Annotated in this window: 9 protein-coding genes and 1 pseudogene; 6 read left to right on the top strand and 4 right to left on the bottom strand. The window is 63.4% G+C overall.

The window, feature by feature from the left end:
* A pseudogene (locus tag WCE35_RS16045) lies at positions 1-131 on the bottom strand (AzlC family ABC transporter permease); the annotation flags it as partial.
* Positions 132-408: 277 nt separating this feature from the next.
* Here WCE35_RS16045 and WCE35_RS16040 point away from each other — a divergent pair.
* The 4 genes from WCE35_RS16040 (at position 409) to WCE35_RS16025 (ending at position 4,800) form a co-directional block, all read left to right on the top strand.
* A complete protein-coding gene (locus tag WCE35_RS16040) occupies positions 409-1,344 on the top strand; it encodes a glycine/sarcosine/betaine reductase selenoprotein B family protein (protein WP_424594323.1) in 936 nt (311 codons plus the stop codon).
* A gap of 136 nt (positions 1,345-1,480) precedes the next feature.
* A complete protein-coding gene (locus tag WCE35_RS16035; RefSeq protein WP_424594322.1) occupies positions 1,481-1,840 on the top strand; it encodes a PilZ domain-containing protein in 360 nt (119 codons plus the stop codon).
* Between the two features lie 174 nt (positions 1,841-2,014).
* Complete coding sequence (locus WCE35_RS16030; protein WP_424594321.1) at positions 2,015-2,491, top strand: TspO/MBR family protein; 477 nt, start codon at positions 2,015-2,017, stop codon at positions 2,489-2,491.
* A gap of 146 nt (positions 2,492-2,637) precedes the next feature.
* Positions 2,638-4,800: a carboxypeptidase-like regulatory domain-containing protein gene (locus tag WCE35_RS16025; RefSeq protein ID WP_424594320.1), complete on the top strand. Its 2,163-nt coding sequence runs from the start codon at positions 2,638-2,640 to the stop codon at positions 4,798-4,800.
* Between the two features lie 158 nt (positions 4,801-4,958).
* Here WCE35_RS16025 and clpA read toward each other — a convergent pair whose 3' ends face one another.
* Both clpA and clpS read right to left on the bottom strand, forming a co-directional pair.
* Positions 4,959-7,376 carry an ATP-dependent Clp protease ATP-binding subunit ClpA gene (clpA, locus tag WCE35_RS16020; protein WP_424594319.1) on the bottom strand — a complete coding sequence of 806 codons (2,418 nt, stop codon included), beginning with the start codon at positions 7,374-7,376 and terminating at the stop codon, positions 4,959-4,961.
* A gap of 258 nt (positions 7,377-7,634) precedes the next feature.
* Positions 7,635-7,967, bottom strand: coding sequence for an ATP-dependent Clp protease adapter ClpS (clpS, locus tag WCE35_RS16015; protein WP_424594318.1), 333 nt, complete (start codon positions 7,965-7,967; stop codon positions 7,635-7,637).
* Between the two features lie 498 nt (positions 7,968-8,465).
* Here clpS and WCE35_RS16010 point away from each other — a divergent pair, with 498 nt between their 5' ends.
* Positions 8,466-9,800 carry a pilus assembly protein TadG-related protein gene (locus tag WCE35_RS16010; protein ID WP_424594317.1) on the top strand — a complete coding sequence of 445 codons (1,335 nt, stop codon included), beginning with the start codon at positions 8,466-8,468 and terminating at the stop codon, positions 9,798-9,800.
* A gap of 89 nt (positions 9,801-9,889) precedes the next feature.
* Here the strand turns inward: WCE35_RS16010 and WCE35_RS16005 are convergent, their stop codons facing one another.
* On the bottom strand, positions 9,890-10,225 hold the full coding sequence (locus tag WCE35_RS16005) for a phasin family protein (protein WP_424594316.1): 336 nt from the start codon (positions 10,223-10,225) through the stop codon (positions 9,890-9,892).
* A gap of 403 nt (positions 10,226-10,628) precedes the next feature.
* Here WCE35_RS16005 and WCE35_RS16000 point away from each other — a divergent pair.
* Positions 10,629-12,178, top strand: a 1,550-nt coding sequence (locus WCE35_RS16000) for a D-alanyl-D-alanine carboxypeptidase family protein (protein WP_424594315.1), incomplete at its 3' end; no start/stop codon positions are given.

Genomic DNA, 12,178 nt, shown 5'->3' with positions numbered 1-12,178 from the left:
AGCGCGCCGATGCCGAGATAGGTCGCAAACAGCACCAGGGTCAGGACGGTCGAGGCGACCGAGCGCATGCCCCATGCGAACGCGCGAACGGGATTTTTCCATTGCGGAGAGTCGAGCGGAGGTAGCGCCACGGGTGACCGGATCTGGGTTCAAGTCGTCGGCGGCATAGGGCTGGCGAAAGGCCGCGGCGTCAAGCGCGGCCGGCCTGAGGGCTGTCATGCACCAGCTTCGAATTCCCGGCCGCTGGAAGCCCGGATGAACGACAGCAGCATCACGGCAAGGCACGAACCGGCGCGCAGACCGAGACCCTTTGGCATGGCCATTCTGTTTCCGCCAAACCCTGCTTGACTCCGGGAACCCGTGGTCTAGCTATTGACGAATATGATGGCGCGCATGCGGGGGCGCAAGATGACGGCACCGACCGACGACCAGCCTGGTTTCGCGCCGGACGACGACGCGCCGATCGGCTATATGGCGCGCACCCGCGAATATTATGCGGCGATCGGCTATGACACGCCCTATCGCTGGGCGCATTATGTCGATGCGCCGTTCCAGCCCATGCGCAAGCCGCTCGACCAATCCCGTATCGCCATCATCACCACGGCAGCGCCGTTCGATCCCGGCAAGGGCGATCAGGGACCGGGCTCGAAATATAATGGCGGCGCCAAATTCTATTCGGTCTATGACGGCGACACCTCGAAGGTGCACGACTTGCGGATCTCCCACATCGCCTATGATCGCGTGCACACCACGGCCGACGACAGCGGCACCTGGTTCCCGCTGCCGCAATTGCAGCGGTTGGCGCGCGAGGGAAAGATCGGCGACGTCGCGCCGCGCTTCTTCGGCGCGCCAACCAATCGCAGCCACAGGGTTACCATCGAGACCGATGCGCCGGAGATTCTGGCGCGTTGCCGCGCCGATCAGGTCGACGCCGCGGTGCTGGTGCCGAATTGCCCGGTCTGCCACCAGACCGTCAGTCTGGTGGCGCGGCATCTGGAGGCGAACGGCATTTCCACGGTCGTGATGGGCTGCGCCAAGGACATCGTCGAGCATGCCGCGGCGCCGAGGTTTCTGTTCTCTGACTTCCCGCTCGGCAATTCCGCGGGCAAGCCGCACGATCCGGCCTCCCAGGCGTTCACGCTCGAGCTTGCCCTGCGCGTGCTGGAATCGGCGCCTGCCCCGCGGACCACGGTGCAATCGCCGCTGCGCTGGAGCGCCGACGCCGCCTGGAAGCGCGATTACAGCAACGCCGCCGCCTTGAGCCGCGAGGAGCTGGCGCGCCGCCGCCGCGAGTTCGACGCGCAAAAGGAAATCGCGCGCGGGCTTCGCGAAACCGCGGCGTAAGCGCTTTCCATGCCGAAAAATCGCATTTTGTCCGCGATCACCGGTTTACGTTAACGCCGCAATTAGCCAGCCACATCCTTTCACCCGCGCCAAAGCGGCGTAAGAGTTCGCCCCGCTTGATCGGGAGGATTGACCCATGCTGGACCGACGCCAGAGCGCGCGTGACAAGGTGATGTATGGCGGCGTCGCCGGGATCGGCGAAGGCGGCACGACCAGGGATTGCGTCGTCCGCAACATCTCCGACAGCGGCGCCAGGCTCGAGTTCGACAATGTCGTCAAGCCCCCGCGCGAGCAGATGTCGCTGCGGATCGCGCGAAGGGGCCGCTCCTTCCTCGCCAGGGTCATCTGGTGGCGCGACAATTTCGTCGGCGTCGCCTTCAGCGCGGAGACGCCGTTCGAACTGCCGGTGTCCGATCTCGACGAGCGGCTGCGCAAGAGCGAGATCAAGAAGCGCCAGCTCGAGCGCCGCGTGAAGCAACTATTGGGCGAAGGCTGATTTCCGGTTCCACGCCGGCGCCGGCTGCACGCTCGTCGTCCGAACGATCCACTCGACATATTGGCAGTTGACGTGATGTTGAATTGTCCGCCGGGCGGGCGCAGTTTTGCCTGATCCGAAAGCGGGCTCGGCTCACATCAGGTCTGCCCTGCGCATGACAGCAAGGATTGGCAAATGGGACGAGTTTCAATTGGGCGGCTGGCGCTTTGTCTGTTGCTGTGCCTCGGCGTCGGTATGCTGGGATCGCTGGTGACGCGAAGTGAGATTCCGACCTGGTATGCCGAATTGAACAAACCCGCCTGGACTCCGCCCGCCCTGGTTTTTCCGATTGCCTGGACGCTGCTCTACGTTCTGATGGCCGTGAGCCTCTGGCGCCTGTGGGACCGGGTATCGCCTTCGGCGGCACGCAAGGCGGCGATCATCTGGTTCCTGATCCAGCTTGCCCTCAACGCGCTCTGGTCGCCGGTGTTTTTCGGCTGGCACGGCATTCAAACAGCCCTCGCCGTGATCGTGAGCCTGTTGATCGCGATCGCCATGACCGTGCTGACAGCGTCACGCGTCGATCGCCTCGCGGCCTGGCTGCTGGCGCCCTACCTGGCCTGGGTTACCTACGCGACCACCATCAACGCCGGCGTCGTGGCAATGAACTAGGGCCTTTCCGGTTCCGATTGCAAAATTCCGAAACTCCGAGGCCAACGCACAGCCCGCTCCCGCGCTGGCTCTGGCGATAGCCCGCTTTTGGTGTACCATCGCCGCCCACAACGAGTGGCAAGCTCGGGCCCTGAAGGGGAGCGAACATGAAACTGAAGCAGGTTTCCAATGGTGCGCTGGCGACGATCGGCTGCATCGCGCTGGCAGGCGCAATCGCCCTTGTGCCGCTGCGCGCCGATGCGCAACAAGCTGCGGTCGCCATCGACAATGACGACATCGGCGGCGTGGTGCGCGGCCCGGCCGGGCCGGAAGCCGGCGTCTGGGTCATCGCCGAGACCACCGAACTGCCGACAAAATTCGCCAAGATCGTCGTCACCGACGACCAGGGCCGCTACGTGATCCCCGACCTGCCGCCGAATGTGAACTACCAGATCTGGGTGCGCGGCTACGGACTGGTGGACTCGCCCAAGATGCGCGCCAAGCCCGGCCAGCAGGTCAATCTTGCGGCGGTGCCGGCGCCGAACGAGGCGGCGGCGGCGCATTATTACTCGGCGATCTACTGGTTCACGATGATGAAGCTTCCGCCGGCCAGGGATTTCGGCGGCAGCACCGATATCCCGAAAGAGATCACGCAGGACATCTGGCGCCAGCGGATGAACAATGTCGATTGCATCGGCTGCCATCAGCTCGGTCAGGAATCCACCCGCACGATCCCGGCGGCGTTCGGGGAATTCAGGTCGGGCGAGGAAGCCTGGATGCGCCGCATCGCCTCGGGTCAGACCGGCGAATGGATGGTCAACCGGATCGCCGGACAGATGGCCGGGGTGCCGTTCAAATATTTCGGCGACTGGACCGACCGTATCGCCAGCGGCGAACTGCCCAAAAACAAGCCGCAGCGGCCGGCCGGGATCGAGCGCAACGTTGTGATCTCCTCGTGGGAATGGGCCACCGAGAAGCATTTCGTGCACGACCTGATTTCCTCGGACCGGCGCAACCCGACCGTCAACGCCTACGGACCCTTGTACGGCTCGAACGAATACTCGTCTGACGACATGCCGATCCTCGACCCGAAGACCCACAAAGTGACATTCTTCAAAATGCCGGTCGCCGATCCGAACGCGCCGGAATCGCTTGGGCCCCCGCTTCATCCCAATGCCACCGTCAAGCCGATCGGCGCATCGGCCTATTGGGGCGATGAAAAAATCTGGAGCCAGCGGACCAACAATCACAACGGCATGTTCGACAAAAAGGGACGCGTTTGGTTCGCCGCCGCGGTGCGCGGTATCGATAATCCCGATTTCTGCAAGAAGGGTTCCGACCACCCTTCCGCCAAGGCGTTTCCGCTTGAGCGCTCGGGACGGCAGGTCTCGATGCTCGATCCCAGGACCATGAAGTACAGCTTCCTCGATACCTGCTTCGGCACCCATCATCCGCAGTTCGGCTACGACGCCGACGACACGCTGTGGCTCTCGGGTTCCGGCCCGGTGGCCGGCTGGATCAACACCAGGGTTTGGGACGAGACCGGCGACGTGGTGAAGGCACAAGGCTGGGCGCCGTTCGTGCTCGATACCAACGGCAACGGCAAGGTCGACGAATACACCGATCCCGGCAAGCCCGGCGAACCGGGCAAGGACATGCGGGTCGCGGGCTCCGGCCCCTACGCGGTGATGCCGCACCCGACCGACGGCTCGGTCTGGTACACCGTCAACGTGTTCGCCGGCACGCCCGGCTTCATGCGGTTCGATCCCAAGACCAGGCTGTCCGAGTTCTACGCCATTCCGAAGCAAGGCATCGGCGTCCGCGGCGGCGACATCGACAGGAACGGCGTGCTCTGGGGCTCGGGCTCGAACGGCACCCTGATCAGCTTCGACCGCGGCAAATGCAAGAACCCGCTGAACGGGCCGAATGCGACCGGCAATCACTGCCCGGAGGGTTTTGCCTATTACAAATATCCGGGCCCCGGTTTTGAGGGTCTTGAAAACGCCAGCGCCGAGGCGAGCTACTACACCTGGGTCGACCATCACAACACGGTCGGCCTCGGCGAGAATATCCCGATCTCCACCGCCAACCTCAATGACGGCTTCGTCGCCTTCAAGGACGGGCAGATGGTGATGCTGCGCATCCCCTATCCGCTCGGCTTCTTCGCCAAAGGCCTCGACGGACGCATTGACGATCCGAATGCCGGCTGGAAGGGCCGCGGTCTATGGAGTTCGAGCGGCGATCGCGTGCCATGGTTGATGGAGGGCGGCAAAGGCTCAAGGCCGCGCGCCGTCCATATCCAGATACGTCCCGATCCGCTGGCGAATTAGCGAATGGCTTGAGGCCGGCGTTCGGCTCGAATCGATTGTCCGAGCTGCGCCTTTGCCGGCGCAGGGCACCGCGACCCTGGCAGCCGGCGCGGATATCGCCATGGAAAAAGCCGGCGGTCCTGCGACGCGCCGGCTTTTCGTTTTGCAATGTGACGTTCTCAGACCTTGACCAGCGGCCCTCGCGAGGCCGGGCCCCTGGAGCCGCCACCGCCCGGCCCACCGGATTTCGGCTTCCGCGGCGAGGTGCGCTTGCGCGCGCCGGGCAGCTTTTCGGGTTTCGGCGTCACCGGCCCTTCGACGAACTCGAAACCGATCTTTTCCCTGGCCGCGTCGGCCTCGTCCTTGACCAGCACGACACGGACGTGACCGCCGCCCTTGAGCTGGCCGAACAGCACTTCGTCCGCCAGCGGCTTCTTGATGTGCTCCTGGATGACGCGGGCCATCGGGCGGGCGCCCATCTGCTCGTCGTAACCACGCTCGATCAGCCAGGCCTTGGCAGGCTCCGACAGTTCGATGGTGACGTCGCGGTCGGCGAGCTGAGCCTCGAGCTGCAGCACGAACTTCTCCACCACCATGCCGATCACGTCGACATTGAGATGCGCGAATGAGACGATGGCGTCCAGCCGGTTGCGGAATTCCGGCGCGAACTGGCGATTGATCGCTTCGTGGTCGTCGCCTTCCCGCCGGTTGCGCGTGAAGCCAAAGGCCTGACGCGCAAGGTCGGCGGCGCCCGCGTTGGTGGTCATGATCAGGATCACGTTGCGGAAATTGACCTGCTTGCCGTTATGGTCGGTGAGCCGGCCGTGGTCCATGATCTGCAGCAGCACGTTGTAGAGATCGGGATGCGCCTTCTCGATTTCGTCGAGCAGCACCACGCAATGCGGATGCTGGTCCACGCCATCGGTCAAGAGACCGCCCTGGTCGAAGCCGACATAACCCGGCGGCGCGCCGATCAGGCGCGACACCGTATGCCGCTCCATATATTCCGACATGTCGAAGCGAATCAGCTCGACGCCGAGCGAGGCCGCGAGCTGCTTTGCCACTTCGGTCTTGCCGACGCCGGTCGGGCCCGAGAACAGATACGAGCCGATCGGCTTTTCCGGCTCGCGCAAGCCGGCCCGCGACAGCTTGATCGACGCCGCGAGCGCCTCGATCGCCTTGTCCTGGCCGAACACCACGCGCTTCAGGGTCTGCTCGAGATGCTTCAAGACCTCGGCATCGTCCTTCGACACGCTCTTGGGCGGGATCCGCGCCATGGTCGCGATCGTGGTCTCGATTTCCTTGATGCCGATGGTCTTCTTGCGCTTGTTCTCGGCGACCAGCATCTGCGCCGCGCCGGACTCATCGATCACGTCGATCGCCTTGTCCGGCAGCTTGCGGTCGTGAATGTAGCGCGACGAGAGCTGCACCGCGGCCTCGATCGCCTCGTTGGTGTATTTCAGCCGGTGGTAATCCTCGAAATAGGGTTTCAGGCCCTTGAGGATCGCGATCGCGTCCTCCACCGTCGGCTCGTTGACGTCGATCTTCTGGAACCGGCGCACCAGCGCGCGGTCCTTCTCGAAATGCTGGCGGTATTCCTTGTAGGTCGTCGAGCCCATGCAGCGGATAGTGCCCGATGCCAGCGCAGGCTTGAGCAAATTCGACGCATCCATCGCGCCGCCCGAGGTCGCGCCGGCGCCGATCACGGTATGGATCTCGTCGATGAACAGGATGGCACTGGGATGCGCCTCCAGTTCCTTGAGCACCTGCTTCAGCCGCTCCTCGAAATCGCCGCGATAGCGCGTGCCCGCGAGCAGCGTGCCCATGTCGAGCGAGAACACGGTGGCCGCGGCCAGCACTTCCGGCACTTCGCTGTCGACGATGCGCTTGGCGAGCCCTTCGGCGATCGCGGTCTTGCCGACGCCGGCCTCGCCGACGAACAGCGGATTGTTCTTCTGCCGGCGGCACAGCACCTGGATCGCGCGGTTGATCTCGGAATTGCGTCCGATCACCGGATCGATCTTGCCGTCGCGCGCCTTCTTGTTGAGGTTGACGCAATAGGTCTCGAGCGCCTCGCCCTTCTTCTTGGAGTCGTCGTTGCCCTTGGTCTCGGTCTCTTCATCGACACCGCGCACCGGCCGCGCTTCGGAGACGCCGGGCCGCTTGGCGATGCCGTGGCTGATGTAGTTGACGGCGTCGTAGCGCGTCATGTCCTGCTCCTGCAGGAAATACGCGGCATGACTTTCGCGCTCGGCGAAGATCGCGATCAGCACATTGGCGCCGGTGACCTCTTCGCGGCCGGAGGACTGGACGTGAATCACCGCGCGCTGGATCACGCGCTGGAAGCCCGCGGTCGGCTTGGCGTCGTCGCCGCCGTCGGTCACCAGATTTTCGAATTCGGTCTCGAGGTAGTTGACGAGACTGGTCCGCAGCTTGTCGAGGTCGACGCTGCAGGCACGCATCACGGCGGCCGCGTCCGAGTCGTCGATCAGCGACAGCAGAAGATGTTCAAGCGTCGCGTATTGATGATGACGCTCGTTTGCGATCGCCAGCGCGCGGTGCAGGGATTGTTCAAGGCTTTGAGAAAAAGTTGGCATTCGCGTCCTCTGTGGCCCAGGCTATCATGATCGCCATTATCCGGTCAGGCAACAACAACCTTCGTCATCCCTTGTCATATAGTTATGCAGGATCGTGGCGAAAGGCCGGTTCCACAACGGTGGCTGGGCTTTAAATTTTCGTGCCGCTGCGACAGGCGGCCGCCCCCGCGAATCGACGGGGATGCCGTCCGCTGCCGTCGGGATCAGGCAAGGCAAGACCCGTTCCGATTTTTGGCGGGTCCACCGTTTCTGGCGCGTCTACTTCTTTTCCATCACGCATTGCAGGGGGTGCTGGTGCTTGCGCGCGAAATCCATCACCTGCGTAACCTTGGTCTCGGCGATCTCGTAGGTGAACACGCCGCACTCCCCGATGCCGTGGTGATGGACGTGCAGCATGATCTTGGTCGCCGCTGCCGCGTCCTTCTGGAAGAACTTCTCGAGCACGTGAACGACGAATTCCATCGGCGTGTAGTCGTCGTTCAGGATCAGGACGCGATAGAGGTTCGGGCGCTTGGTCTTCGGCTTGACCTTGGTGATGACCGAGGTCGACGGACCGCCGGTCCCGCCGGTCCGGCTCTCGTCATTGCTCATCCGGGGAGCGGAAGCGGCGGCAGCCGGAACAGCCGAGTGAGCTTTGGAAGTCAACTGCAACATGGCACAGGCGTTCGAAATCTCCAGGGGGAAACCGGACAGCGCACAGCGGTCGCCCCGCGACAGCCCAACGCCTGTTCGCGGAACTCCGAGCAACGCCTTCCAGATCGCCGCTCCCGGTCCGACCCGGCGGCTGGATCGGCCCGCAGAATATGGGTCCGGTTTCGGCTCGCCGCAAGCGCAGAAACGCCGGCCGGCACGGCGCGCGACCGGGCCCCGATTCCCAGGGCTCGGCAATCCGGGCAAGGTTAATCTTTTCTGCCGGATTTGACAAAGGAAGGCTGGCGGCCGTTTAGCCAACGTTGACGCTAGAAGCTGCTTTCAGGGGCTGATTTGCCGCTGCACAGCTATTGACCCAGTTTTATCCGATCCGGTTTACCGCCCGTTTAGCCGCGCGGACCGAAATGGCCGTCAGACAACCAGATTTCGGTGAGAGCCATGCACGGTACAGCCATTTTCAATCGCGTACGCACCGCCGCCGGCCGTTTCGGCGGCGCCAGACGGGGCAATGTCGCGGTTATCTTCGCCATCGCGGCGGTGCCGATCATCAGCTTCGTGGGCGCGGCGGTCGACTATTCACGCGCCGCCAAGGCCCGCTCCTCGATGCAGACCGCGCTCGACTCCACCGCTCTGATGCTGTCGAAGGATCTGACCGACGGCATCATTTCGGCCGCGCAAATCAGCACGAAGGCGCAGACCTATTTCAACGCGCTCTACACCGATACCGAGGCCCAGTCGGTTTCGGTCAACGCGACCTATGCGCAATCGAACGGTTCTCTGGGCTCGACCATCCAGGTCAGTGGATCCGGCTCGGTGAACACCCAGTTCATGCGGGTCGCGGGCTTCCCGCACCTCGACTTCAGCACCAGTTCCACCTCCGCATGGGGCTACGCGCGGATGCGCGTGGCCCTGGTGCTCGACAACACCGGCTCGATGGCCGATGCCGGCAAGATGGCCGCGTTGCAGCCAGCCGCGAAAACCCTGATCGACCAGTTGAGCGGGCTCGCCAGGAACCCCGGCGACGTCTACGTCTCCATCATTCCGTTCGCCAAGGACGTCAATGTCGGTCCCAGCAACTACAACCAGAGCTGGATCGACTGGACCGCCTGGGATGCAGCAAACGGCACTTGCAGCCGTACCAGGTTCACGACCCAAAGCTCCTGCTTGTCCAATGGCAGGATCTGGACGCCCCACAACCACAACACCTGGAACGGGTGCGTGTGGGATCGCGACCAGAACTACGACACGCTGAACACGGCGCCCACCTTGGCGAACGCGTCGACATTGTTCCCGGCCGAGCAGTGGAGTGCGTGCCCGGTGGCGTTGATGCCGCTTTCCTATGACTGGACCGCACTGAAGAACCTGGTCGATACCATGACTCCGAACGGCAACACCAACCAGGCGATCGGCCTGGCCTGGGGCTGGCAGTCCCTGGCCCAGACGGCGCCGCTTAACGCGCCCGCGAAAGACCCCAACTATACCTACAGGGACGCGATCGTAATTCTATCGGACGGTCTGAACACGCAGGATCGATGGTATGTCGATGCCGCAAGCATCGATGCGCGTCAAAGGATCCTGTGTGACAACGCCAAGGCCGCCCAAATCACCATCTACACGGTCCAGGTCAACACCGGCGGCGATCCGACCTCAGCGGTGCTGCAATATTGCGCCAGCGGCCCGGACAAGTTCTTCCTGATCACCTCCGCCTCCCAGACCCTGTCGGTGTTCAACTCGATCGGAACCTCGCTCTCGAAGCTGCACGTTGCGCGGTAATTCGCAAGTCCGCGAACAGGAGAAAAGCCCGGCCATTGCGGCCGGGCTTTTTGCATTCGGCAACTCAGTATCGGGCGCGAATTACTGGTTCAAGCAAGCGGGGTGAACTTCGCGACCATGCCCTCGTACGGCTTGAAGGTCTGCTTGGCGAGATCGGAATAGAGCCCCGCAATCTTCTGCGACTCGGCGACGAAGGTCTCATAGGCGGCGCGCGCATATTCGGTCTGCGCTTCCAGCGCCTTGTCCAGCGACTTCACGCCGGAGAGCTTTTCCACAAACGACTTGGTGTCTTCGAACGACTTCTTGGTATAGTCGCCATAGGCCGTCGTGATCGCGCGAACGCCGTTCTGCAGGTTGCTCGCCGAAGCCGCGACCGTTTCGAGATGCTCCTTGCCGTAGTTCTGAATGTCTTCAACTTTGACCATCGTGGAGTCCTTTCCCGGACCTAAGCGTGCAAACGGATTGCCGGGAAACCCCGGCGCCCTGACACCATTTCCATGGTAGTGCACTGCACAATGAAGTCAAGCAATCCTTGTGCGACGCACAAATATGTGGGATTAGCGGCAAAACCGGCAGGGTTCCGCAAAGGTTGTTTAATCTTTTGGAAACTCGCGCCGCCTAACCTTGATCCCGGACTTGTTCACTTCCGACAGACAGCCTGAAAACTGTTTGTGAACAGCACCTTGGCTAGAACAGCGACCTGGTCGGCGATCCGGGCCCGAAATCCAGTCCGGATCGGTGCGACGAGCAGGGAAACGTCACCATCCGTCGGGCACAATTTTGCCTCACGAAGCGGTGATCAAGATAGAAATTGGGACGGGCAAGTAAATGCTTCGTACAACCTTGGCTTCCTCGCGTGCATTGCGCGTTTGCGCGATCGGGCTGGCGACCTTCGCCACCGCGATCATCATCACGAGCGACAGTGCCGAGGCGCGCCGCTACCGGCATCGCCACCACGTTCGCCACCACACCAGCCATGTGGCGCGCTACAGCCCGCAATTCTCCTCCATTGTCGTCGATGGCAATTCCGGCGCGGTGCTTGCCTCCAACAATCCCGACGGCATCCGGCACCCGGCCTCGCTGACCAAGATCATGACGCTTTATATGCTGTTCGAGCGCCTCGAGTCCGGCAAGATGAAGCTCGATACCGAGATGGAAGTATCCGCGCGCGCCTCCGACCAGGCGCCGACCAAGCTCGGCCTGCGCCCGGGCCAGACCATCAAGGTCGAAGACGCCATCAAGGGACTGGTGACGCGCTCGGCCAACGACGCCGCCGTCGTGATCGCGGAAGCGATCGGGGGTGATGAGAGCGATTTCGCCAGGATGATGACGCGCAAGGCGCGCGCGCTTGGCATGACCAAGACGGTCTATCGCAACGCCTCCGGCCTGCCCGACGACGACCAGGTGACCACGGCACGCGATCAGGCGACGCTCGGCCGCGCGATCCAGGAGCGCTTCCCGCGCTATTACCGTTATTTCTCGACCACGGTGTTCAACTATCGCGGCCAGTCGATCCGCAATCACAATCGCCTGCTCGGCAAGGTCGAAGGCATTGACGGCATCAAGACCGGCTACACCCATGTGTCCGGCTTCAATCTCGTAAGTTCGATGCGGCGCGGCAACCGTCATCTGGTCGGCGTGGTGCTGGGTGGCCGTAGCGGCGGTTCGCGCGACGCGATCATGCGCAATTTGCTCGCCGAGAATCTGGAGAAAGCCGCGACCAAGCGCACGGTTGCCGCGATCGCCGAACGTAATGCGTCGGATGCCAATGCCGATGTGGCCGATGCCAGTTCGCGGCCGACCGAGACGGTTCAGGTCAAAGGCGCCGTCGCGGCCGCTTCCACGGAGTCGGCATTGGCCGCCCCGCCCCCAATGCGGACGGCTGCACCTGCAAAACCGTCGCTGATGGCCGCGGCCGCGGCGGCCTTGCCCGCCGCGCCCGCCAAGGTCGAACAACAGGCCAGGCCTGAACCGGCGCCGCTGACCAATGGCGTGATCCAGACCCCGCCGATCGCGGCAATCCCGGGCTCGGCCGAGCCGATGAAGCCGGTCAAGGTGAAGACGGTGCAGGTTAAGGCCGGGCAAACGAAGCTTGCCGCAGCCGGCCCCGCGCAGCCGGCGCCGGCTGTCACCAATGCGATCCCCGCACGTGCCGATGTCGCCGAGACCTCCAGCGCCGTGGTGGCCAAGGCGGAAACCAACAAGGCGGAAACCCACAAGGCCGAAATCAACAAGGTCGAAGCTGCGAGGGCGGAGATGCCGCCGCAACCGGCCAATTTCGGCACCGGCAATGGCTTGCTCGGCGTGTTGCCGGCGTCGAGTGTCGCGGCCGCGTCGTCCTCGCAGGCGCTGGCCTATGCCGACCCGGCTTCGCGGGT

The sequence above is a fragment of the Bradyrhizobium sp. genome, from assembly GCF_049691595.1.
GTDB lineage: Bacteria > Pseudomonadota > Alphaproteobacteria > Rhizobiales > Xanthobacteraceae > Bradyrhizobium.
The sequence above is the reverse complement of the archived record's forward strand: the minus strand, read 5'-3'. Positions and strand labels throughout refer to the sequence as shown.